We start from the raw sequence: 22726 nt of genomic DNA, 5'->3' as shown, positions 1-22726 counted from the left end.
GCGTCACGCCTTGTGCGTCGACAGCAGGATACTCGTCTCGGTATTCGCGATCCCGTCGATCAACCGGATCGCGCCGAGCACACGATCGAAGTGCTCGAGCGAATCGGCATGCAGCTCGGCGACGAGATCCCAGCGCCCGTTCGTGCTGTGGATCGACGCCACGTTCGGATGCCCGCGCAGCACCTTCACCACTTCCGCGCCGCGGTTGCCCTGCACGGCGATCGACATCAGCGCGCGGATCCGGTGGCGTTCCGCCGCCGGCTTGAGCCGCACCGTATAACCGACGACCACGCCGTTTTTCTCCAGCCGCGTCAGCCGGTTCTGCACGGTCGCGCGCGCGACGCGCAGTTCCTTCGCCAGCGCGACGACGGGCAGTCGCGCGTTGTCGCGCAGCAGCGCGATGAGCTGCCGGTCGACATCGTCGAGCGTGATCATGGGCGGAGCTTCCTGTTGAACGTGAACCGGCCGCCAGCGTGCCGGAGGCTGCGCATTCTGCGCCAGCGAAACCTGTCAAAGTGCTGGATCGTGTTGGCATTCTGCCAAGTCTATCGATAAATCTGCCACTTTTGCTGTCTTTTTGTTGGCTCGACTCGCGGAAATAATGACGTATCGACCGGCCGGACACGCCGCGCCGCCGCTTTCCATACAAGCCCGAGCCGCGCCGAAGCACCGCCCGGTCGACCAGAACGCCAGGGACATCCGTACCGGCACTGAGAACTTGGAGACAGACGCATGACCCGCTTCCTCGACGTTCCCGCCACCGCCCGACTGATCGCCAAAACCGGCGTCACGACGTTCCTGCGCGAACTCGTCGACACGCTGCGCGCCGATTACCTGCACTGGGCCGACTTCGACAAGTCGCCGCGCGTCGCGTGCCACTCGCGCGACGGCGTGATCGAACTGATGCCCGTCGCGAACGCGTCGCTGTTCGCGTTCAAGTACGTGAACGGCCACCCCGTCAACGCCGCGCGCGGGATGCACACGGTGATGGCGTTCGGCGCGCTCGCCGAAGTCGACACCGGCTACCCGCTGCTGCTCGCCGAACTCACGCTCACCACCGCGCTGCGCACGGCCGCCACGTCGGTGCTCGCCGCCCAGGTACTCGCCCGCCCCGACGCGCGCACGATGGCACTGATCGGCAACGGCGCGCAGAGCGAATTCCAGGCGATCGCGTTCCACACGCTGCTCGGCATCGACGAAATCCGCGTGTTCGACGTCGATCCGCGCGCGACCGACAAGCTCGTGCGGAACCTCGCCGCGTACCCGGCACTGCGCGTCGTGCGTGCCGCATCGACCGCCGACGCCGTGCGCGGCGCCGACATCGTGACGACCGTCACCGCCGACAAGGCATACGCGACGATCGTCACGGCCGACATGATCGAGCCCGGCATGCACCTGAACGCCGTGGGCGGCGATTGCCCGGGCAAGACCGAGCTCGAAGCGGGCGTGCTGCATGCGGGCCGCGTGTTCGTCGAATTCGAGCCGCAGTCGCGCATCGAGGGCGAGATTCAGCAGATGCCGGCCGACTTCCCCGTCACCGAGCTGTGGCGCGTGCTGCAACGCGAGACGACCGGCCGCGAACGCGCGGACGAAGTCACGGTGTTCGACTCGGTCGGCTTCGCGCTCGAGGATTATTCGGCGCTGCGCTACCTGTATGCGCTCGCGCAGCAGCACAACGCGGGCGTCGAGATCGCGCTGATTCCGCCGGCCGTCGACCCGAAGAACCTGTTCGCGCTGATCGACGACCCGGCCGCGATCGCGCAGGGTCACGCGGCATACGTGACCGAAGCCGTCGCCGCGTTCGCGCGCTGACCGCGATACCCGGGCGGCCGGTGCGCCGCCCGTTTTCCTGCCCTTCGTTCCTGCCTGTCATGAATCTCGTATCGATCCAGGCGCCGGCCGCCGTCGTGATGATCCGGCCGCACCGCTTCCTGCCGAACCCGCAGACCGCGGCCGACAACGCCTTCCAGCGCACGGCCGGCAACGGCACGCCCGACCTGCCGTCGGTATCGGCCGCCGCGCGCGACGAAGTCACGGCCGCCGCGCAGACGCTCGCCGATGCGGGCGTGCGCGTGCATGTATTCGACGACCACGGCGAGCGCGACACGCCCGACTCCGTATTCCCGAACAACTGGTTCTCGACGCATCCGGGCGGCCATATCGCGCTGTATCCGATGTACAGCCCGAACCGCCGCCGCGAACGGCGCGCGGACGTGATCGAGATGCTGAAGGCCGAATATCGCGTGCAGGACGTGATCGACTACTCGGGCCTCGAATACGACGACGTGTTCCTCGAAGGCACCGGCGCGATGGTGCTCGACCACGTCGCGCGGATCGCTTACACCGCGCGCTCGCGCCGCGCCGATCCGGTCGCGCTCGAACGCTTCTGCACGCATTTCAATTTCGAGCCGATCTGCTTCGACACGGCCGATGCCGACGGGCGCGCGATCTATCACACGAACGTGATGATGAGCGTCGCCACCGAATTCGCGATGGTGGGCCTCGACCTGATCGCCGACAGCCGGCGTCGCGGAGAAATCGCGCAACGCCTGACCGAAACGGGGCGCGCGGTGATCGCGCTCGATCCATCGCAGATCGCGAATTTCGCGGGCAATACGCTGGAATTGTCGGGCAAGGACGGGCGTGTGCTCGCGCTGTCGCGGCGCGCGTTCGATTGCCTCACGCGCGACCAGCGCACGGTGATCGAGCGCTCCGCGCGGCTGCTGCCGCTCGACGTGCCGACGATCGAGCTGGCCGGCGGGTCGGTGCGCTGCATGCTCGCCGGGATTCATCTCGCGCGGCGGGCCGTTGCGCCGGACGCGATCGCCGTGGAGTCGACCGCATCGTTGCGTGAAGCGATGGCGCAGGTCTGACCGCCGCACGATCCGTACAAACGAAAACGGCTGCCGATGCATCGGCAGCCGTTTTTTCAAGGTCGTCGAATCCGTGAGCATCGACGGCATGCTCAGGTATCCCGACGATACCATCGCGTCACCGCGCCGCTCACCCCGCCAGCAACTTCAACCCGGCCGGCAGCGTCTCGCCGAACACGCGTACCGTATCGGCTTCGTCGAACGCGATCGCTTCGCGCACCATGTCGATCCACGCCGGCGATGCATTCGCGGCCGACAGGCGCTTGATTACCGCGTCGCGCGTCACGTCCGGCAAATCCCGCGAACGGTCTCCGGTCATCCGCGCAATCTGCGCAGCGGCAAACGCGGCCGGCTCGACCTGCTTCCAGTCGAGCGCGAACAGCGCATCGAGCCAGCCACCGGCGACTTCCGCCGGCACGACGCTGTGCGCACTGCCGTAAAACGGCCGGCGCGCACCGATGCGCCCGAGTGCCCACGCGCACAGCGCACGCTCGGCAGGCTTCTGCAATTGCGCGATCAGGCGTTCGGCCAGTTCGACCTTGCGCTCGACGGGCAGCCGTTCGAGCGACGCGGACAGCCGCGTCATGTCCGCCGGGCCGACCTTGCCCGGATCGAACGGCAGCTTGCGCCGCCTGTCGTCGGACGGTTCGAGGAACGCGATCGCGTCGCGCACCTGCGTCTGCGCATCGTCGTCGAGGCCGCCGGCCACGCGCCGCCACAGCGTCCACCACTCCGACCACACCTGCCCGTCGGTCACGTACTGGATCCCGTCGTCGAACAGCGGCCACAGCTGCTCGATGCGCCAGGCATCGAGCGGATGACCGAAACCCGGACGCAGGCAATACCCGGCAAGGTTCAGCCACGCACGCTCGTGATCGGCCGAACGGCGGCGGCGGCGTGCGCGCGCGAGCAGCGCGTCGAACAGCTCGCGCGCGAGCGCGACGTCCCACGCTTCACGCGCGCCGAGCACCTGTTCGAGTTGCGCGCGCAACCGGCGCGTGTCTTTCGGCGCGACACCTGCAGCCTTGCTGCCGAACGAGCGCTCGATCAGCTCGATCGCCTGATCGAGCCGCGGATGTCGCGCGGGCGCGGCGTCGTCGCCGTGCACCGGCGCATCGCCGCGCAGCTGGAATTCGAGCTTCCAGCGGCGCGCCGCATCGTCGGTCGCGATGCAATGCATCTCGAGCGTGCCGACCTCGGTCAGCGACGCGGTGAGCTTCACCGGCGTTTCGCGTGCGTCGCCGCCCGCCTTCGCGTCGACGACCGTCGCGATCGGCGGCAGCCGCACGAAATCGCCGCCGTCGAGATCGACGAGATCGCCGGGCCGGTACGGGGTCTCGGCCACGGTCGACATCAAGTGAAAACGCACCGGCTGCCCGAGCTGCAACGCGAACGTGCGATCGTCGAGCCGGATCTCGCGGCCCTCTTCCGCACCGCGCGGCAGCAGGCAGACGCCGCGCGCGGCGGAATCGGCCGCGCCGTCGTCGAGCACGAGGAAATAGCTGCGCGCGGACCCGCCACCGATGCGCGGCGCATGCCCGGCACGCGCGAGCCCGTACGCGACCGCGCCGCGCGCGACGGCCACGTCCGGGTGCGCGTTGTGCAGCACGTCGAGCGGCGCGCCGCGCCATGCGCCGAGCGTCTGCGCGAGACGGCCGGCGAGCGCGCCCGCGCGAAACACGCCGCCGTTGAGCAGCAGCGTGTCGGGTAGCGGGCCTTCCGCATGGCGCTGCAGGAACGCGGCGACATGCCGCGTGACGGCCGCGTCGCTCGCATACGGCAGACCGAATTCGACGATCGCGGCGCGCGCACGGCGCGGCAGCTCGCCGGCTTCGACCTGCGGAAAGAACCCGTCGACGACGATCTGCTCGACTTCCTGCCGCGTCAGCTCGGCCGAACGCGCGCCGCCGACGAGCCTGCTGCCCGCGCCGAGCAGCGTGACGGTGACCGACGCCGGCGCATCGTCGCCGAGCAGCCGCTCCTTCGCCGCGCGGCAGCGCTCGACGAGCTGCGACAGGCTCGCGGCCGACAGCCGCGTGCCGGGCTCGGTCAGCCGCGTCTCGACCAGGCGCGCGAGCGCGAGGTCCATGTTGTCACCGCCGAGCATCAGGTGGTTGCCGACGCCGACACGCGTGAAGGTGGGCTCGCCGTCGTCGCCCGGCGCGACATCGACGAGCGTGAGGTCGGTCGTGCCGCCGCCGACGTCGCAGATCAGCACGCGCCGCGCGGCGGCAAACGTGTCGCGCAGCATGTCGCGCTGGCCGTACAGCCAGTCGTAGAACGCGGCCTGCGGCTCTTCCAGCAGCCGCAGCGCGGGCAGCTTCGCGCGTCGCGCGGCCTCGACCGTCAGTGCGCGCGCGCCGTCGTCAAACGACGCGGGCACCGTCAGGATCACGTCCTGCTTCGCGAGCGGTGCATCGGGAAAACGCGCGTCCCACGCATCGCGCACGTGCGCGAGATAACTCGCGCTCGCGTCGACCGGCGACACCTTGTCGACACCGTCGGCCGCGCCCCACGGCAGGATCGCCGCGAGCCGGTCGACCGACGCGTGCGACAGCCAGCTCTTCGCGCTCGTGACGAGCCGGCCCGGCACCTGCGCGCCGAGCGTGCGCGCGTAGCGGCCGATCACGGCCGGCGGATCGGCGGCCGCGTTCGCGTTCGCGTTTGCGTTTGCGTTTGCTTTCGCAGCGACCGACCACGGCAGCCGCAACGTGTCCGGCGGCAGCTCGCCCGCCGCCGGGTGATAGCGCACCGACGGCAGCAGCGGCTGCGCGGCCACCGCGCCGGGGCCGACCAGCTGCTCGACGTCGAACACGCGGATCGCGTCGGAACCGGCCTCGACGTAAGCGACGACCGTATTGCTCGTGCCGAGGTCGATCCCGACCGTATAGCGCTTCATCGCGCTCAGGCGGCGCCGCGCACGTCGAACTCGACCTTCCAGCGCTCGTTCGTGCCGCTCGGGATCGCCTCGAGTTCGAGCGTGCCGGCTTCGGTCACGCGTGCATGCAGCTTCACGGGCACGACCTCGCCGACGGTGCGCCCTTCGGCCGGCAGCGTCGCCTGGATTTCCTCGAGCTCCTGCAGCTCTTCCGGCGACCAGTAGTCGAGCAGCGTGCCGACCTGGTCCTGGCGGCGCACCGACGAACCGAAGAAGCGGAACTGCACCGGTTCGCCGACGACGAGGCCGAACTCCTGCGGCGGCAGCGCCGCGTCCGAGCCTTCCTCCATCCCGAACGGCGCGACGCACAGCGCCTGCACCGGCGGCTCGAGCCCCGGCACCGCGGGCATCGCCGATTCGATCGCGACGTAGTACGCACGCGCCGTGCCGCCGCGAATGCGCACGCCACGTCCGCGCTTCACGTAGCCGTAGTACGCGGCGCCGCGCGCGACCGCGAGATCGAGATCCGCGCCTTCGAGCAGGCGGGCGGGCGGCGCGCCTTCGGCGGCGAGCCAGTTATTGAGCGTATCGAGCACGCGCTGCGTGAGCAGCGTCGACTTGAACACGCCGCCGTTGAACAGCACGGCGGTCGGATGCAGGAACGTCGCGCCCTGCGGCAGCGTGCGCTGCAGGCCCTCGAGCGAGTCGAGCGCCGCGACCTGGCGGCCGAGGAACGCCGCGAGATGGCGCGTGATGCCGGCATCCTGCGCATACGGCAGGCCGAGCTGCGTCAGGCCGACGCGTGCGCGGCTCACCGGGCGCGCGGCTGCGTCGACCTGCGGGAAGAAGCCTTCGAGGATCGTCTGCGTGAGTTCCGCGCGCGTGAGCTCCGTGCGGATCGACCCGCCGATCAGCTTCGAGCCGCGGCTCGGCACGACGAGCGGCACCGCGTCGGTCGACGGGTCGGACAACAGCGTTTCCTTCGCCGAGCGGCACGCGTAGGTCAGCGCGCGCAGTTGCCACGGATCAGGCTGCGTGCCCTGCTGCGCGAGCTTGCGCGCGACCACGTGCGCAAGCGCGAGATCCATGTTGTCGCCGCCGAGCAGGATGTGCTCGCCGACGGCCACGCGATGCAGTTCGAGATTGCCGTCGCGCTCGACCACCGCGATCAGCGACAGGTCGGTCGTGCCGCCGCCGACGTCGACGCACAGGATCAGGTCGCCGACCTGCACCTGCTTGCGCCAGCCGCCTTCGCTCTTCTGGATCCAGCTGTAGAGCGCCGCTTGCGGCTCTTCCAGCAGCGTCATCCGCGAGTAGCCGGCGGCGCGCGCGGCTTCCGCCGTCAGTTCGCGCGCGGCCGGGTCGAACGACGCGGGGATCGTGACCGTCACGTCCTGGTCGGCGAACGGCGCGTCGGGATGCGCGTGGTCCCACGCTTCGCGCAGGTGGGTGAGATAACGGATCGAGCTTTCGAGCGGCGACACGCGCGCCACTTCCGGCGGCGCATCGCTCGGCAGGATCGCCGCGCGGCGATCGACGCCCGGGTGGCACAGCCAGCTCTTCGCACTCGATACGAGGCGAATCGGCGTGCCGGCGCCGCGCGTGCGCGCCATCTCGCCGACCGCGAACGTGCGCGAGGCCGTCCACGGCAGCGTCAGGTCGCCCTGCGTCAGCTCGCTTTCATGCGGCAGGTAGAGGAACGACGGCAGCAGGTCGCGCGATTCCAGCGCACCCGGTGCGGTCAACTGCGCGATCGGCAGCACCTGCTGCGTGATCGTTTCGCCGTCGCTCGTGCTGCTGTCGACGTACGACAGCGCGCAGTGGGTCGTACCGAGATCGATACCGATCGAATAACGCGGATCGCTCACAGTTCCACCTCCGCCGGTGCGACAACCGAGGCGTCGTGGCTGCCCGTCAGCTTCGGCAGGCGCACGTCGGCCACGCGCCAGCCGCGATGGCTGACCGTGCCCGTGAACGGCGCCGAGCCGACCACGTTGCCGGTCACGCGCACGGCCGTCGCGTCGAAACCGGCCGGCAGCGTCACGCGGCTGCCTTCGGCTTCGTCGCGCACCGGTACGATCGTGAAGTGTTCGCGCAGCGCGGCACGGCAGCCGTCGTGCACGAGGCGCGCGGCCGCGCCGATCTCGGCGTCCGCATAACCGGCGATGTCTTCCTCGACGAAGTCGATGAAGCGCGCATCGCGCTGCAGCAGGCCGAGCAGTTGCAGCGCGGCCTGCGGGCTCGCTTCGCGCAGCTCGGGCGCCGGCGCCTTCACGGGTGCGGGTGCGGGTGCGGGGGCCGGCGCAACGGGCGCGGCAGCCGGGGCCGGGGTCGGCGCGACCGGCGCCGGGGCGCCGTCGCGCACGCGCAGCACGCCGGCCGCGAACTCGCGGTTGCCGAGCACGGAGAAGAACGTGCCGACGGCCAGCGACAGCCGGCCGAAGAAGGACAGGTTGGATTCGGGCATGAGGTCTGGACTCCTGTGGGCTCGCGACACGGCGAGCGATCTTGCCTGGGCGCCCGGCGGCGGCGTGCGGATTGCGCACTGCCGCCGCCCGGCGCGTGATTCGGTCGCGCCCTCGCGGGTGCGGAAAACCCGTATTTTGCCCTGTGGCGGGCGAACCGGGCAGAAGTTGGGGGACAGAACATCGCGGCGCGACGGTTTCGGCCGCGCCGGCGCGCACGGCGGCCGCGCCCGGCCGCGATGCTGCAGCGCGTCAGCGCAGCTTGCGCCGCCGGGCCGCCTTCGCTTCGAAATCGCGCGACAGCATGCCGAGCGTGACTTCGCCGAAGCGGGCGAGCAGCGTCGTCTCGGCCTCCTTCAGCGTGGCCGACAGGTGCGCGTTGACGGCCTGCTCGACCAGGCATTCGGCCTCGTCGTCGGTGACGAGATCGGAGAACAGCGGCGGCTCGCCCACCGCGCCATAGACGTCGAGCAGCGTGATGTCGTCGAGCGCGACGCTCAGCGCCCACCCGCCGCCATGCCCCTTCTCCGACTGCACGTAGCCGTGGTCGCGCAAACCGCCGAGCAGGCGTCGCACGACCACCGGGTTCGTGCCCAGCATCGTCGCGATCGTCTCCGACGTCAGCGGGCCGTCGGCCTGGTCCATGTGGATCAGCACGTGCAGCATGCGCGACAAACGGCTATCGGTTCTCACGGGCGGCGCCCCTCTCTCGAAACTTTTGAAGTTGCGTGAATGATACCACCGCCCTATCATGCAACTTCTCGTGTTTCATGAGTTGGCCGCCATCGGAACACGCCCTTCATTCACGCAGGTTCAGGAAAGGAGCGGGTACATGCATGACCATCATGAAGTGATCGTGATCGGCGGCAGCTTTGCGGGGCTGTCGGCCGCGATGCAGCTTGCGCGGGCGCGCCGCCGCGTGCTCGTGATCGACGCCGGCCGGCCGCGCAACCGCTTTGCCGCGCACGCGCACGGCTTTTTCGGGCAGGACGGCAAGCCGCCCGCGCAGATCGTCGAGGAAGCCGCCGCGCAACTCGCCGCGTATCCGACCGTGCGGCGGATCGCAGGCGACGCGCGCACGGCCGAACGCGATGCGGACGGCCGCTTCCACGTGACGCTGGCCGACGGCAGCCGGGCCAGCGCCGACCGGCTGATCCTCGCGACGGGCATCCGCGACGAACTGCCCGCGCTGCCGGGGCTCGCCGAACGCTGGGGCGTCAGCGTGCTGCATTGTCCGTACTGCCATGGGTACGAGGTGAGCGGCCGGCGGCTCGGCGTGCTCGCCACGCATCCGCTGTCCGTGCACCAGGCGATCCTGATTCCGGACTGGGGCCCGACGACGTGGTTCACGCAAGGCGTGGTCGAGGCGAACCACGAAGAAGCCGCGTTGCTCGACGCGCGCGGCGTTCGCATCGAGCGCTCGCCGGTCGTTGAAATCCTGGGCGACGCGCCGCGTATCGAAGCGTTGCGGCTCGCCGACGGGCAGGTCGTGCCGGTCGATGCGCTGTTCGTCGGCGCGCGTACGGCAATGGCGAGCGATCTCGCGCAGCAGCTCGGCTGTGCATTCGACGACGGGCCGCTCGGCCCCGTCGTGCGCGTCGATGCGGGGAAAGAGACCAGCGTCGCCGGCGTGTTCGCGGCCGGCGACGCGTCGACGCCGATGAGCAACGCGACGTTCGCGTCGGCGTCGGGCGTGATGGCCGGGGTCGCCGCGCATCGGTCGCTGATTGTCGGGCTGCGCGCGTGACGCGGTGCGCAGCCCCGGGGCACACGATCAGGACTTCGAGATGTTCTCGAGCATGTGGCGCGCATCGTTGATCAGCACGCCGAAGTCGACCGTGTCCGGCGCGGTTTCGACGCCGGTGATCACCGCCGTGATCACCGCCTTCGACCCGTTGTGATACGGATACACCTGCGTGACATACGTCATGTCGCGACCATGCAGCGTGGACACGAAGTAGCTGCTGTAGATCTTGCCCGTCACGGGATCGGCCCAGCCCTGCCGCGCGGTCATCGGACGCGCGAGACGCATGAAGTTCGCGGTCACCGATTCCGAGTTGTACGGCGAATCCACCTCGAAGCGGTAGACGATTTGCAGCGACGTCAACTGCGTGCGCAGGTCCGCGTCGTTGAAGTTCGGTACCGGAAACTTGCCGATCAGCCCCTGCTGATAGGCATTGCGCGTCATCGGCTGAAACGCGACCTGATAACCCTTCGGCGATTCCTGCACGTTGAAGTTGACGTCGTACTTCACGCCCGACCCGGCGACCCCGTTGTCCGTGCGCGCATGGACGACGAACGATCCGGGCGTCAGGTTCTCGAAGCGAAGCCGGTAGTACTGCGCGTTCGCGATGACCTGCACGCTGCGGCTGTCGTAGCCGACATCGCGGACGATGACCGTCGAATACGGCGCGACCTTGCGTGGCTGGATGCCGGGATCGTTCGGAATCTTCAGGACGACGGGCTTCTGGCTCGACACGTCGGTCCGGCCCGCGTCGGACGTCAGCGCGCCCATGATCCCCTGGCCGGCCTGTTGAAGCGGGTTCGTCGCGCCGCACGCGGCGAGCGAAGCGGCCGCGACGACGATTGCGAGGCGGCCTGCCAGGGGACGGGTAAAGACGGACTTCATAAGGTGAGAGGCTCCATTTTTTTCGTTGGAATAGGTCTCGGCCTTCCACGGCATGCACCGTGCTGGTCTGGACACGCTGCACAGAAAGCCGGACGTCGTCTCTATATCGGCGCAACGCGACCGTTCTTTAAGCCGTCGACACCGGCCATGTCGCCGGCGCCGCCGCCTCGATGGCTACGACGCGTGATATGCGGTTTAATGCCCTGCATCGTTCACATTAAGAGACACGAAATGCTCGACCTCGACGACCTTCGGCTCGTACGCGCGATCGGCACGTCGCGCTCGCTGGCCTCCGCCGCCCGGCTGCTCGATCTCACACCGCCCGCGGTCACGATCCGCCTGCAGCGGATGGAAGCGCGCCTGAGCGCCAGGCTCGCGGTGCGACAGCCGAAAGGGGTCGCGTTGACCGACGAAGGGCAACGGCTGTACCAGGAAGCCGTCGACATTCTCGAGCGCGTGGAAGCGCTGCCGGTCAGCATTTCAGGCGACCACGGCGACGTGCGGGGCACGCTGCGCGTCGTCGCCCCGCTCGGCTTCGGGCGAAAGTACGTCGCGCGGATCGTGCGCGACCTGCAGCGCGCGCACCCGAAACTCGACATCGCGCTCCACCTGTCGGACAGCCCGTTGACCAGCGCGTCGGGGGCCGACGTGGTCGTGCACGTCGGCAGCCTCAAGTCGTCGTCGTGGATCGGCTATCCGCTTGCGCCCAACGAGCGATTTCTGTGCGCGAGCCCTGCCTATGCCCGTCGCATCAAGGCATTGAACCATCCGTCCGACCTGGCCCGATACGACTGCCTGTGCCTGCGCGAGAACGACGAGGACATCCCGCGATGGCGCTTCTCGTCAGGCGGCGACGTCAAGGGTGCCCCACGCCGGTCCGCCGTGATCCGCGTCACCGGCGCGCTGTCCTCCAACGACGGCACCGTCATCACCGAATGGGCGCTGGCCGGGCTCGGGATCGTCGAGCGCTCCGAGTGGGACGTCGCGCCGCTGCTCGCGAACGGCAGGCTCGTCCGGTTGCTGCCCGACTGGCACCTGCCGCCCGCGCCGGTCACGGCGCTGCTGCCGTCGCGCACCGGCCGCTCCGCACGGCAACGGGTCTTCCTCGAAGCCGCGACGCGGTTGCTGAGCCCGCCGCCGTGGCGCGGCAAGGCATGAGTTGCGCCGGGCTCGGACTTTGGCTTGGGCTCGCGCGATCCGGTCAATTAAACCGTGTTTAATGCCGTATTAGCGTTGCGTTAAACACGCGGCCCGTCGACGCCCCTACAGTGTTCGCATCGGCAACCTTCCGAGGCAACGCATCGTGGACCTTCAAACCCTCAACACCCCGGCCGCCCTGATCGACGTCGGCCGCATGCGTCACAACATCGGCCGCATGCAGGCACATCTGGACGCGCTCGGCGTCCGGTTCCGGCCGCACGTCAAGACCACCAAATGCACGCACGTCGTCGATGCCCAGACCGCCGCGGGCGCGCAAGGCGTCACGGTGTCGACGCTCAAGGAAGCCGAACAGTTTTTCGCGCACGGTATCCGCGACATCGTCTACGCGGTCGGCATGGTGCCCGCGAAGCTCGGCCAGGCGCTCGCGCTGCGCCGGCAGGGCTGCGACCTGAAGCTGGTCACGGACAGCCTGCCCGCCGCACACGCGATCGCCGAATTCGGGCGCGCGCATGGCGAGCGCTTCGAAGTGTGGATCGAGGTCGACGTCGACGGCCACCGCTCGGGGATCCCGCCCGACGCCGGCCTGCTGATCGACGTGGGCCGCGCGCTGGTCGACGGCGGGCTGGTGCTCGGCGGCGTGCTGGCGCACGCGGGCTCGAGCTACGAATACAGCACGCCCGAAGCGCTGGCGGCCATCGCCGAACAGGAGCGCAGCCGCACCGTGCAGGCGGCAGAACGCCTCCGGGCCGCCGGGCTGCCCTGCCCGGTCGTGAGTATCGGCTCGACACCCACCGCGCTCGCGGCGCGACACCTCGACGGCGTCACCGAGGTGCGTGCCGGCGTGTACGTGATGTTCGACCTCGTGATGCACAACATCGGCGTGTGCGACCTGTCCGACATCGCGCTGTCGGTGCTGACCACCGTCATCGGGCACCAGGAAGAGAAAGGCTGGGCGATCGTCGACGCAGGCTGGATGGCGATGAGCCGCGACCGCGGCACGCAGCGTCAGGCGCGCGATTTCGGCTACGGGCAGGTCTGCACCGAACACGGCGACGTGCTCGGCGACTACGTGATGAGCGCCGCCAACCAGGAGCACGGGATCGTGTCGCGCGCGGGCGCGCCCGACTCCGGCATCGCGCAACGGTTTCCGATCGGCACCCGCCTGCGCATCCTGCCGAATCACGCGTGCGCCACCGGTGCGCAGCATCCCGAGTATCAGGCGATCGGCGACGACGGCAGCGCGCAGGCCTGGCCGCGCTTCTACGGGTGGTGAGCCGAACCGCACGCCCGCACCGTTTCGCCGATACATTGACTATTTGTCCAAATCTGGACAAAATTTAAACACCCTCGTTTTGCGTTGCGCCGAAAGCGCTTGCCCGAATATGCCGACAGACGCCCGACTCCTGCTTCTCGACCGCGATGCCGTCGAACCCGCCCTCGAGGCCGCGCAAGTGACGGCGGCAGTTCGCGAAGCCTTCGTGCTGCACAGTCAACGGGCCGGGCGCGTGTTTCCGGTGGTTCGCGAGAAGCTGCACACGGGCGGCGTATTCGGGATCAAGTCGGGCGACGTCGCGTGCCAGGCGCTGCTCGGCTTCAAGGCGGCCGGGTTCTGGCCCGGCAACCGGGCGCTCGGCGGCGAACCGCATCAGGCCACCGTCGCGCTGTTCGATCCGGCCACGGGCCGCCCGCTGTGCATCATGGACGGCAATGCGATCACCACCGCGCGAACCGGTGCCGCCGGCGGCCTCGGGCTGCAACTGCTCGCGCGTCGCGACAGCACGCGAATCTGCGTGTTCGGCACGGGCGTGCAGGCGCGCGTCCAGCTCGACTACGCGCTCGGGCTGCTGCCGCAACGCTGCACGGTGCGGTACGTGAACGTCAGCGGCGAGCCCGACCCGGGGTTCGAATCGGCGTTCCGGGAGCGATGCACGATCGGCGTGGCACGCGACCGGAACGACGCGGTGGCCGATAGCGACGTGGTCATCACGGCCACGCCGGGCGGCGGCCCGCTGTTCGATGCGGATGCGGTTCGGCCGGGCACCCACCTGACCTGCGTCGGCGCCGACACGGCCGGCAAGCGCGAGCTTCCGGCAGGCGTGCTGGAACGCGCGCGCATCGTCGTGGACGATCACGATCAGGCGCGCAGCATCGGCGAGTGCCAGTGGGCGCCGGATTTGCCACGCACTGAAATCGGTGACATCCTCGCCGGAACCGCGTCGGTCGACCGCGCGCCGCACGAGATCACCGTCTTCGACATGACCGGGCTGGCGCTTCAGGACCTGACCGTCGCCCGCTTCCTGTATCGACAGGCCCTCGAAAACGGCACCGGAATCTCCATTCCGTGGCCGTGGTAAACGAAACCCTCTCGTCAACCGCCATGCGTCTCGCCAAAGTTTCCGCCCTCTCCTTCGACCTGGACGACACCCTGTGGCCGTTCGGGCCGGCCGTCGTACGGGCCGAAGCGGCGCTTCACGCATGGTTGATCGAGCACGCGCCCGGTACCGCGCGTGTGCTGCCCACGCAGCAGTCGCTGAGCGGGTTGCGTGAGGAATACGAACGATTGTGCCCCGGGCTCGCCGGCGATTTCCGTGCGATGAGGATCGGATCGATCCGGCTTGCGCTGGAGCGTGCGAACGAGGATGTCGCGCTCGCCGAGCACGCGTACGCGGCGTTCTTTGCCGCCCGCAACCGGGTCGAATTCTATGACGATGCGTTGCCGGCACTCGCGTGGCTGAGCGCGCGGTTTCCGTTGATCGCGGTGACCAACGGCAACGCCGATCTCCGGATGACCGGCGGCGGCGAATACTTTCGTGCGACGCTCAGCGCGCAGGCGTTCGGGGTCGCGAAACCGGAGCCCGGGATCTTCCATGCGGCGGCGGAAACGCTCGACGTGCAGCCGGCGGAACTGCTGCACGTCGGGGACGACTATCACCTCGATATCGTCGGTGCGTTGAACGCGGGGCTTCAGGCAGCGTGGGTGGTTCGCGACACGCATCCGGAACCGGAACGTGTGCCGCAGCAGGCCGCCGCGCCGCACCTGACGCTCAACGACCTGTCGATGCTGTGTCGCGCGCTCGGCGGGCCTGACGACGTAGCGTGAGCGCAAGCGCCTGTGTGCGCCGCGTGCGCGACGCACGCATTACCGCCATGACTTGCTGACGACAGGCACTCGCCCGCTGCGCAAATGGAACGGCCGGCCGCCGCACGCTCACGCCGCCTTGCGCACGTCCGCGATCCGCTGCGGCGCGTTCGGCCGCGCATCTGCGCGAGAACCTCGCGGCGTCCGGCCTCGTGTTGCCGGACGATGCGCTCGCGGACCTCGACCGCATCGCGGGCGCCGGCACCGCCTGACGCCCGACGGGCGGACGGCCGCCGGCGGGCCTGCACCACCGCATCACCGCGCCGGCCTGCCGGCCGGTCAGGACGTGGCGACGCCGACCCGCTTCGGCACGCCCGTCACGATCGCCGCGACCGCGACGGCCAGCACGACCGCCGCGCCGACGAACACGCCAGCCGCGCCGTTCGCGTCGAACACGACGCCGCCGGCCGCCGCACCCGTCGCGATGGCAAGCTGGATCGCCGCGACGATCAGTCCGCCCGCGCTTTCGGCTTCATCGGGCACGGTGCGCGTGACCCAGGTCGACCACGCGACCGGCACGCCGCCGAAGGCCATCCCCCACAACGCGACGAGCACCGCATCGATCATCGGTGCGCGGCCGAGCGCGACGAGCGCGACAGCGAGCACGACCATCAGCGCGGGCATCGCGATCAGCATCGGCCGCAGCCGGTGTTCGAGCACGCGGCCCGCGAGCGACGTACCGACGAAGTTGGCGATACCGTAGCCGAGCAGGATCGCCGACAGGCCGTTCACGCCGACGCCCGCGACCTGTTCGAGGAACGGCCGCAGATACGTGAAGAACGCGAAGTGCCCGGTGAACACGAGGATCGTCGCGAACATCCCGAGGCCGACGGTCGGCCGGCGCAGCACGTCGATCAGCGTCCGCAGCCGCGTCGTGCCGCTCGGCGGCAGCGACGGCAGCGTGACGAGCTGCGACACGAACGCGATGCCGCCGAGCGCGCCCGCGATCAGGAACACGTTGCGCCAGCCGATCAGGTGACCGAAGTAGCTGCCCATCGGCGCGGACGCGATCGTCGCGACTGCCACGCCGCTGAAGATGATCGACAGCGCACGCGGCACCATCGCCGTCGGCACGAGCCGCATCGTGGTGGCCGTCGCCATCGTCCAGAAGCCGCCCAGCGCGACGCCGAGCACGACGCGGCCGATCAGCAGCATCGTCAGGCTGGTCGCGAACGCGACCGCGAGATTCGACGCGACCAGCAACACCGAAAACGCGAGCAGCACACGCCGCCGGTCGATCGTGCGCGTCACCGCGGAGATCAGGAGGCTCGTGACGAGCGCCACCGTCGCGGTGGCCGTGACGGCCTGCCCGGCGACGCCTTCGGTCACGCCGAGGCTCTCGGCCATCGGCGTCAGCAGGCTCGCGGGCAGGAATTCGGCGGTGACGAGCCCGAACACGCCGAGCGCCATCGCAAATACCGCGCCCCAGGCCGGTTCGCGGGGGGCCGCCGTCGCGGCGACAGAGGAAATTCCGGGATTCATGCGTCGTTCCGTGTCGTTTAGGGAAAATACCGATGACGGCGTATCGTAAGGAACCACGACAGGACGGTCTATGACATACAATCCGCTCTTGTTGATCGATCGTCCGAATCTCGCCATGTCCGAGCCCTTGCCTTCGTCCGCGGCCGACGTACACGACCTCGTCAGCGAACTGCTGCTGGGGATGCGCCTGAGCGGCGTCCAGTACCGCCGCATCCAGGTGGCGCGGCCGTTCGGGCTGAGTTTCGGCGATGCGCCGGGCCGCGCGCAGTTCCATTTCGTCGGGCGCGGGCCCGTGCTGCTGCGCGACGCGAACGGCGAGACGATGCGGCTCGAAGCCGGCGACGCGATCCTGCTGCCGCACGGCGGCATGCACGCGCTGGTCTCCGACCCCGATGCGCCGTGCCGCGAGATCAACGGCTTCGAGGTCGCGAAGATCTGCGATACGGTGGCGTCGGTGGCGTCGTCGGGCGCGTCGCCGGCAAGTTGCGCGACGACCGAGCCGGGTGCCGGCGACGCGCTGATCTTCAGCGCGTGCATGGAGCTCGATCTCGGCGGCATGCAGCCGCTCGTCGGCACGATGCCCGAGTTCATGCACGTCGGCACGCTGCTCGCGCGCTACCCGGAAATCCGCCCGATGCTCGATGCGATGGAGCGCGAGTCCTGCTCGGCGCGCGCGGGCTTCGCCGGCATCCTCGCGCGGCTCGCGGACGTGGTCGCGGCGTTCATCGTGCGCGGCTGGGTCGAATGCGGCTGCGGCGACGCGACGGGCTGGGTGCAGGCGCTGCGCGAACCGAAGCTCGGCCGCGCGATCGTCGCGCTGCATCGCGATCCGGGCCGCAACTGGAGCGTGGCGGAACTCGCCACCGAAGCGGGCGTGTCACGTTCGGTGTTCGCCGAACGCTTTCTCGCGGCCACCGGGATGACGCCCGTGCGCTACCTGACCGAGCTGCGGATGCGGCTCGCCGCGCAATGGATCACGCGCGACCACGAGACGATCGAGGCCGTTGCGTACCGGCTCGGCTACGGCTCGCTCGCCGCGTTCAGCCGCGCGTTCAAGCGCGTGGTGGGCAAGCCGCCGGGCGCCGTGCGCGCGGACGGCGAGGCGCGCGTCGACGCGTAACGCGCGACGTGTCACGCGACGTGCCACGCGCCATGTATCGCGCGTGATGCCGGCCGCGGCCGCCGGCCGTCTCCCGAATTGCCGCCCGAATCGCCGCCACGCGTGATTGCCGCGCTCAGCCGCTGCGCGCTTCCAGCCTGTCGACCAGCGCCGTCGCGCACTGCACGGCAAGCGCCGCGCACTGCTCCGCATCCACCACCGCGCCGCCGGCAACGGTGCCTTGCACGATCCGGCCCAGCAATTCCTTCGAGAGATCGGCGATCTCGTGATCCCGTTCCGTCATGATGTCCCTCCTGCGCGCCGACCGATGGTCTCCACGCGCTCACGTCCCCTGCCCGTTCAACGTTCAACGTTCAGCGCCCTTTCGCCCGCACGACGATCTGCGCCTGCGTGTCGCGCTCGATGCGTTCGAGCGACGCGCGCAACGCCGTGAATTCGTCCGGCGTACACACCTGGCGGCCGAAATCCGCCGTCATCCGCCGCGAGACCTGCACGACATGCGCGGCCGCGTCGAATACGTAATGCGACGTGAAGTCGACGAAGCGGTCGTGCACGGCCGTATCGGCCGGCAGGTCGGTCACCGCGACGTCGGCCGGCAGCGCGATCTGGCCGGTCTCGTCGAACGTGCCGCCGATACAGCCCCACGGCTGCGTACGCACGGGTTCGGCCAGCCAGCTCTCGACCTGCGTCGCGATGCCGCCCGTCAGGCTCGACAGCGCGGGTAACGCGGTCGTGCCGTCGGGCCATACGAAATGATCGAGCGTGCCGGAAAGCGTCACGTCGAACGGCCCGTCGGTCGCGCGCCGGTCGCTGGTCGACAGTTGCGCGCGGCCGCGCAAGCCGCTTTGCCGCAGACGGTTGTTTGCGAGCTGGACGATGGCGTCGGGTGTCGCGCGGCGAAACAGGTTGCGTTCGAGTTCGGCCGTCCAGCCGTCATCCTCGATGTACGCGTGGAAATGCGCGGCACCCGGCCCGGCCGCATCGATTTGAACCCGCGCGACGCGGCCGCGCGGCTGCGTGGCCGGCGTGCGCGACAGCACGCCCGTATCGACGAGCAGCGCGGGACGATCCATCACGATGGGCGGCAGATAGCCGAACGCGATGCCGGCCGTCGTCGTATCCGCATAACGGGCGAGGTCGGGCAGCCACGTGATCGCGTGATTGATCGCCCCGGCGCCGTAACCGGGCACCGACGGCAGCGTGTAGACGGATCCGAGATTGATCAGCACCGGTTCGCTGCGGATACCGACCGCCGCGAGCAGCGCGCCGAACAGCGCGACATGATCCTTGCAGTCGCCGTAGCGGTTGCGCAGGATGTCGGTGACGCGATGCGGCGCGGCAGCCGTTTCGCCGAGAAACAGCCCGACGTAGCGCATGTTCGCCTGCACCCAGTCGTACAGGATGCGCGCCTTGTCCCGCGGATCGGCAGCGCCCGCGGTCAGCGCGCGCGCCAGTTGCGTCACGGCCGGATCGTCCGTGCCCGGATCGATGGCCGCGTTGCGGTAGCGCGCGGCGAACGCCGCATAGTCGGGCAGCGTCGACACGACGAGCCGGTCGCCGTAGGTCGCGTAGCCGACCGCGCCGTTCTCGATGCGGTCGTACGGGCCGTGCCGGTAGTCGAATTCGTAGCGCGTGCGGCCGTTCGCGGTGACCGGCGGCAGCGCGACGTAGCCGCGCGCATCCGCGTACAGCGGCATGTCGGCCGGCACGTCGAAGATCAGCCGCTGGTTGTCGACCGGCTCGCGCGACGGCTCCACGGTGTAGCCGAAGTAGCCGCGGTTGACGGGCTTCGTGCGGGTCTTGCGGAACGCCACGCGCGTGCTCGACCCGGCTTCGACGCCGGGAAACACGACGGTGCGCAACAGCCCGTCCTGGAACGTCGGCGCGCCGGCCGAACGCGGTTCCTGCACGTCGCGGATGCCGTCCGCGCCGACCGGATGCGCGACACCGTCGCGGTCGATCGTCTCGGCCGCGAGCAGCTCCACCTTCTCGAGATTCTTGTCGAACCACACGTAGCGCTGCGCGACGGCATCGATGCCGTTCGCGTCGTTCGCGCGCAGCGTCGAATCGTCGTGCTCGTCGAGCGAACCGTCGTGCTGGATCACGAATTCGTGGACGTCGCTGACGAGCGTGACGGGCGCCGTGCCGGCCGCGTCGGCTGTGCCGGCCGCGTCGTGCGGCGCGTCGGCGGCCACGCTCGCGCCCGGGCCCGCACCGGCCGCATGCGATGCGCCGAGCGCAACAGCACATGCCAACATCCAGCCGGCCAGGCCGACAGAAAAGCGCACCACATCGCACCTCGTCGCGGTTCGGAAAACGCGGCCGCGCGGCGGGCAAGGTCACGCGCGCGGCCCTCGTGCCGGCCAGTGTGGGCGACGCATCCGCACGCGTCAAGCCGGCGCAGGCCGACCTACAATGAGTCATCGATGAGTCATCGCGCGCGGCCGGGAGGCACCATGGAAAGCGCAATCGTGAAAGGCGTCGTCCTGCTGGCATTCGCCGCACTCGCCGCGCTGTTCTTCTTCAAGCGCCCGGGGCGCGACCGCGCGAGAGCCAGATTCCATCATCCGCTGCTGCGGCGGCCGAACCGTCCGCATCGGCATAACCGGCCCTGACGGCCGCTGCCCGGTCGCCGGCGAAGCGTGCCGCGTCCACGCGGGCGTGCAACGCGGCCACGCCCGCTCGCTAACCGACGTTCATCGGCAGCAGCACCATCTGCTTGCCCTCGACGTGCAAGCGCGCCTGCAACTCGACCGGCGTCTGGTTGTGCAGCCAGGCCGTCAGGAAATTCACGCGCCGAAAAATCAGCTTGCTCGCGAAGCACACGGCATTCGGGTACTCGTCGAGCGTCGACGACGCGAGGTTCATGAATTCGACGACGGGGTTCGTGCCGAACGCGATCCGGTAGTCGGCCGCGATGCCGCTGCGACGGCAGTGCGCGACATAGTAGTCGAGCGCTTCGGTGATCGAGTGACGCAGCCGTTCGAGATGTTCGTGACCGTCGTACGCCTTCGCGTCGACTTCGCCCACCGCGAGGAAGATCACGTTGCGGAAGTGCCCGGGAAACAGCCGGTTGACCCACAGCAGCGCGTGCATGCTCGCACCGCGATGCTTGCCGACCAGCAGCACGGCGGTCGGCTGCGACGGGTCGGGCTTGCCCGGCGCGGCCGTCTCGTCGACTTCGGGTGCCTTGCCCGAGAACAGTTCGTCCTCCTTGGCGAGTTGCGCGCGCGTATACGCGTAGTGGCGGTTGATCATGAAGCACAGCGCGATCACCGCGCTCGTCACGAGCACCGTGAGCCAGCCGCCCGCCGTGAACTTCTCGATCAGCGTGATGCCGAGCACGGTCGCCGTCACGCTCAGCCCGAGCGCCGACAGGAAGAAGTGCTTGAGCCAGCCCGGCTCGCTGCGATGACGCCACCAGTACGTGCACAGCCCGAGCAGCGACAGGCTGAACGTGAGGAACACGTTGATGCTGTACAGCACGACGAGCACGTCGACGTTGCCGTGCGTCCACAAGAGGATCAGCAGGCTCGACAGCCCGACGACGATGATGCCGTTCTGCCGCACGAGGCGCCCCGACAGGTCGCGGAAATGGCGCGGCACCCATGAATCCGACGCCATGTTCGACAGCACGGCCGGGCCGTCGAGGAAGCCCGTCTGCGCGCCGACCAGCAGCAGCCCGGCCTCGAACGCGAGCACGGCCGCGAGCAGCGCGTGGCGCGCGAACGCCGAGCCGAGCCCGAGGTGGTCGATCACGCTGCCGAACACGACCGCGTTGAGCGTCTCGCCGTCGACGGGCTTCGCGTGCCACAGCATGTACAGCAGGATGATGCCGCCGGCCGTGAACGCGAGCGACGTCGACATGTACCACATCGTCACCTTGCCGTTCGGCACGCGCGGATCGGCAAGCATGTTCACGTTGTTCGACACGGCCTCGAGGCCCGTATAGGTGCCGCCGCCGAGCGAGAACGCGCGCATCAGCAGCGCGAGCAGCACGAACAGGCCGAGCGACTGCGACATGCCGTGCGCTTCGTGCACGGCGTCGGGCACGACCATCGCGAGGCTGCTGCCGTGCACGGCGACGCCGTACACGATCAGCCCGAAGTGCAGGATCACGAAGCCGATGAAGATCGGCAGCAGCACCATGATCGATTCGCGCATCCCGCGGAAATTGAGCCCCGTCATCATCAGGATCAGCACGATCTCGGTGGTGAGCTTGAAGGCTTGCGCGCTGACCGGCAGCAGGCTGAAGAATGCGTCGACGCCGCTCGCGAGCGACGTCGCGACGGTCAGCACGTAATCGACCAGCAACGCCGCGCCCGACACGAGCCCGGGCTTCGACCCGAGCAGCGCCGTCGCGACGCGGTAGCCGCCGCCGCCCGTCGGGAACAGCTCGATCACCTGGTTGTAGCCGAGCGCGATGATGAACACGGTCGCCGCCGTCGCCAGCGCGAGAAACAGCGCGAGCGCGTGGTGCTGGCCGAGCGCGAGGAACGCCTCCTCCGGGCCGTAGCACGACGACGACAGGCCGTCGGCGCCGAGCCCGACCCAGGCCAGCAGCGGCGTCACGGCGATCGCATGCCGCGTGCGCGGATCGAGGGGGTCGAGCGGCTTGCCGACGAGCAATTGCCACACTTTCTGGAATGCGGTCATGGTCCCCTCCCGGAACGTCCGTCGCCACGCGCTGCGTGATCCTTTAAAACTAATCGACGCACGGGCGCGGCGCCAGTCCGCATCTTCCATAGGGGCCGCCCGGCGGCCCGGCACCGCTTTCAGCGTGTAAACGAACGACGCCGGCAGCCACGCGCCGGATCGTCCGCCCGCACGCACTCGCGCAACACGACGAACCTGCCCCGGCGACCTTCGCGGTGATCTTCGTGGCGACCTTCACGGTGATCTTGCCGGCCGCCGTCCCGCGCCCGCCGGCCCCACACGTCGTACCGCCCGATACCGGCCCGCCCCGCTCGCCGCCGCCT

19 protein-coding genes are annotated in these 22726 nt (G+C 69.5%); 9 read left to right on the top strand and 10 right to left on the bottom strand.

Features of this window, described 5'->3' with window-relative positions; translation table 11 throughout:
• Positions 1-3: 3 nt before the first annotated feature.
• The gene (locus DPV79_RS10665; RefSeq protein ID WP_113045393.1) at positions 4-435 is read right to left on the bottom strand and encodes an Lrp/AsnC family transcriptional regulator; all 432 of its coding nucleotides are present in this window, start codon (positions 433-435) and stop codon (positions 4-6) included.
• Between the two features lie 297 nt (positions 436-732).
• Here DPV79_RS10665 and DPV79_RS10660 point away from each other — a divergent pair, with 297 nt between their 5' ends.
• Positions 733-1812 carry an ornithine cyclodeaminase gene (locus tag DPV79_RS10660; RefSeq protein ID WP_060086399.1) on the top strand — a complete coding sequence of 360 codons (1080 nt, stop codon included), beginning with the start codon at positions 733-735 and terminating at the stop codon, positions 1810-1812.
• Between the two features lie 59 nt (positions 1813-1871).
• Positions 1872-2873, top strand: coding sequence for a citrulline utilization hydrolase CtlX (ctlX, locus tag DPV79_RS10655; RefSeq protein WP_113045392.1), 1002 nt, complete (start codon positions 1872-1874; stop codon positions 2871-2873).
• Positions 2874-3003: 130 nt separating this feature from the next.
• On the opposite strand, the gene DPV79_RS10650 is transcribed toward ctlX, so the two are convergent.
• The 4 genes from DPV79_RS10650 to DPV79_RS10635 form a co-directional block, all read right to left on the bottom strand.
• Positions 3004-5772: an Hsp70 family protein gene (locus tag DPV79_RS10650; protein WP_113045391.1), complete on the bottom strand. Its 2769-nt coding sequence runs from the start codon at positions 5770-5772 to the stop codon at positions 3004-3006.
• A gap of 5 nt (positions 5773-5777) precedes the next feature.
• Positions 5778-7619, bottom strand: coding sequence for an Hsp70 family protein (locus DPV79_RS10645; RefSeq protein ID WP_113045390.1), 1842 nt, complete (start codon positions 7617-7619; stop codon positions 5778-5780).
• Positions 7616-8218, bottom strand: coding sequence for a DUF2760 domain-containing protein (locus tag DPV79_RS10640; protein ID WP_059687611.1), 603 nt, complete (start codon positions 8216-8218; stop codon positions 7616-7618). Before DPV79_RS10640 ends, DPV79_RS10645 begins: the two co-directional genes overlap by 4 nt.
• Positions 8219-8468: 250 nt before the next feature.
• Positions 8469-8909: an Rrf2 family transcriptional regulator gene (locus tag DPV79_RS10635; RefSeq protein ID WP_113045389.1), complete on the bottom strand. Its 441-nt coding sequence runs from the start codon at positions 8907-8909 to the stop codon at positions 8469-8471.
• A 139-nt stretch (positions 8910-9048) separates the two neighbouring features.
• On the opposite strand from DPV79_RS10635, the gene DPV79_RS10630 reads away from it, so the two are divergent.
• Positions 9049-9963, top strand: coding sequence for an NAD(P)/FAD-dependent oxidoreductase (locus DPV79_RS10630; RefSeq protein WP_042974023.1), 915 nt, complete (start codon positions 9049-9051; stop codon positions 9961-9963).
• Between the two features lie 27 nt (positions 9964-9990).
• Here the strand turns inward: DPV79_RS10630 and DPV79_RS10625 are convergent, their stop codons facing one another.
• Entirely contained in the window at positions 9991-10845 is an 855-nt protein-coding gene (locus DPV79_RS10625) for a hypothetical protein (protein ID WP_113045388.1), read from the bottom strand.
• A gap of 231 nt (positions 10846-11076) precedes the next feature.
• On the opposite strand from DPV79_RS10625, the gene DPV79_RS10620 reads away from it, so the two are divergent.
• The 4 genes from DPV79_RS10620 to DPV79_RS10605 all read left to right on the top strand — a co-directional run bounded on the left by DPV79_RS10620 (position 11077) and on the right by DPV79_RS10605 (position 15106).
• Positions 11077-12003: a LysR family transcriptional regulator gene (locus DPV79_RS10620; protein WP_113045387.1), complete on the top strand. Its 927-nt coding sequence runs from the start codon at positions 11077-11079 to the stop codon at positions 12001-12003.
• A 145-nt stretch (positions 12004-12148) separates the two neighbouring features.
• Complete coding sequence (locus DPV79_RS10615) at positions 12149-13279, top strand: DSD1 family PLP-dependent enzyme (protein ID WP_113045386.1); 1131 nt, start codon at positions 12149-12151, stop codon at positions 13277-13279.
• Positions 13280-13388: 109 nt separating this feature from the next.
• The gene (locus DPV79_RS10610; protein ID WP_113045385.1) at positions 13389-14360 is read left to right on the top strand and encodes an ornithine cyclodeaminase family protein; all 972 of its coding nucleotides are present in this window, start codon (positions 13389-13391) and stop codon (positions 14358-14360) included.
• A gap of 23 nt (positions 14361-14383) precedes the next feature.
• Positions 14384-15106 carry an HAD family hydrolase gene (locus tag DPV79_RS10605; RefSeq protein ID WP_113045384.1) on the top strand — a complete coding sequence of 241 codons (723 nt, stop codon included), beginning with the start codon at positions 14384-14386 and terminating at the stop codon, positions 15104-15106.
• Between the two features lie 318 nt (positions 15107-15424).
• Here DPV79_RS10605 and DPV79_RS10595 read toward each other — a convergent pair whose 3' ends face one another.
• On the bottom strand, positions 15425-16627 hold the full coding sequence (locus DPV79_RS10595; protein WP_048020427.1) for an MFS transporter: 1203 nt from the start codon (positions 16625-16627) through the stop codon (positions 15425-15427).
• Positions 16628-16697: 70 nt separating this feature from the next.
• Between DPV79_RS10595 and DPV79_RS10590 the strand changes: the two genes are divergently transcribed.
• Complete coding sequence (locus DPV79_RS10590) at positions 16698-17747, top strand: AraC family transcriptional regulator (RefSeq protein WP_113045382.1); 1050 nt, start codon at positions 16698-16700, stop codon at positions 17745-17747.
• A 115-nt stretch (positions 17748-17862) separates the two neighbouring features.
• On the opposite strand, the gene DPV79_RS42575 is transcribed toward DPV79_RS10590, so the two are convergent.
• Both DPV79_RS42575 and DPV79_RS10585 read right to left on the bottom strand, forming a co-directional pair.
• Complete coding sequence (locus DPV79_RS42575) at positions 17863-18030, bottom strand: hypothetical protein (RefSeq protein WP_021161681.1); 168 nt, start codon at positions 18028-18030, stop codon at positions 17863-17865.
• Between the two features lie 70 nt (positions 18031-18100).
• On the bottom strand, positions 18101-20005 hold the full coding sequence (locus tag DPV79_RS10585) for a DUF3857 domain-containing protein (RefSeq protein WP_113045493.1): 1905 nt from the start codon (positions 20003-20005) through the stop codon (positions 18101-18103).
• Between the two features lie 198 nt (positions 20006-20203).
• Here DPV79_RS10585 and DPV79_RS42570 point away from each other — a divergent pair, with 198 nt between their 5' ends.
• Positions 20204-20362: a hypothetical protein gene (locus DPV79_RS42570; protein WP_165843502.1), complete on the top strand. Its 159-nt coding sequence runs from the start codon at positions 20204-20206 to the stop codon at positions 20360-20362.
• A 70-nt stretch (positions 20363-20432) separates the two neighbouring features.
• Here DPV79_RS42570 and DPV79_RS10580 read toward each other — a convergent pair whose 3' ends face one another.
• Complete coding sequence (locus tag DPV79_RS10580; RefSeq protein WP_059589415.1) at positions 20433-22403, bottom strand: APC family permease; 1971 nt, start codon at positions 22401-22403, stop codon at positions 20433-20435.
• Positions 22404-22726 lie beyond the last annotated feature (323 nt).

It is taken from the genome of Burkholderia reimsis, assembly GCF_003294055.1.
Taxonomy (GTDB): Bacteria; Pseudomonadota; Gammaproteobacteria; order Burkholderiales; family Burkholderiaceae; genus Burkholderia; species Burkholderia cepacia.
Note: the sequence above shows the minus strand (reverse complement) of the source record. Positions and strands in the feature narration are given on the sequence as shown.

Excerpts from the sequence above, each read along its gene's own strand:
- ctlX (WP_113045392.1), top strand. The coding sequence starts at position 1,872 with ATGAATCTCGTATCGATCCAGGCGCCGGCCGCCGTCGTGATGATCCGG.
- DPV79_RS10590 (WP_113045382.1), top strand. The coding sequence starts at position 16,698 with ATGACATACAATCCGCTCTTGTTGATCGATCGTCCGAATCTCGCCATG.
- DPV79_RS10595 (WP_048020427.1), bottom strand. The coding sequence starts at position 16,627 with ATGAATCCCGGAATTTCCTCTGTCGCCGCGACGGCGGCCCCCCGCGAA.
- DPV79_RS10605 (WP_113045384.1), top strand. The coding sequence starts at position 14,384 with ATGCGTCTCGCCAAAGTTTCCGCCCTCTCCTTCGACCTGGACGACACC.
- DPV79_RS10640 (WP_059687611.1), bottom strand. The coding sequence starts at position 8,218 with ATGCCCGAATCCAACCTGTCCTTCTTCGGCCGGCTGTCGCTGGCCGTC.
- DPV79_RS10580 (WP_059589415.1), bottom strand. The coding sequence starts at position 22,403 with ATGACCGCATTCCAGAAAGTGTGGCAATTGCTCGTCGGCAAGCCGCTC.
- DPV79_RS10665 (WP_113045393.1), bottom strand. The coding sequence starts at position 435 with ATGATCACGCTCGACGATGTCGACCGGCAGCTCATCGCGCTGCTGCGC.
- DPV79_RS10625 (WP_113045388.1), bottom strand. The coding sequence starts at position 10,845 with ATGAAGTCCGTCTTTACCCGTCCCCTGGCAGGCCGCCTCGCAATCGTC.
- DPV79_RS42570 (WP_165843502.1), top strand. The coding sequence starts at position 20,204 with ATGGAAAGCGCAATCGTGAAAGGCGTCGTCCTGCTGGCATTCGCCGCA.
- DPV79_RS10585 (WP_113045493.1), bottom strand. The coding sequence starts at position 20,005 with ATGTTGGCATGTGCTGTTGCGCTCGGCGCATCGCATGCGGCCGGTGCG.
- DPV79_RS10630 (WP_042974023.1), top strand. The coding sequence starts at position 9,049 with ATGCATGACCATCATGAAGTGATCGTGATCGGCGGCAGCTTTGCGGGG.
- DPV79_RS10660 (WP_060086399.1), top strand. The coding sequence starts at position 733 with ATGACCCGCTTCCTCGACGTTCCCGCCACCGCCCGACTGATCGCCAAA.
- DPV79_RS10610 (WP_113045385.1), top strand. The coding sequence starts at position 13,389 with ATGCCGACAGACGCCCGACTCCTGCTTCTCGACCGCGATGCCGTCGAA.
- DPV79_RS42575 (WP_021161681.1), bottom strand. The coding sequence starts at position 18,030 with ATGACGGAACGGGATCACGAGATCGCCGATCTCTCGAAGGAATTGCTG.
- DPV79_RS10650 (WP_113045391.1), bottom strand. The coding sequence starts at position 5,772 with ATGAAGCGCTATACGGTCGGGATCGACCTCGGCACGAGCAATACGGTC.
- DPV79_RS10620 (WP_113045387.1), top strand. The coding sequence starts at position 11,077 with ATGCTCGACCTCGACGACCTTCGGCTCGTACGCGCGATCGGCACGTCG.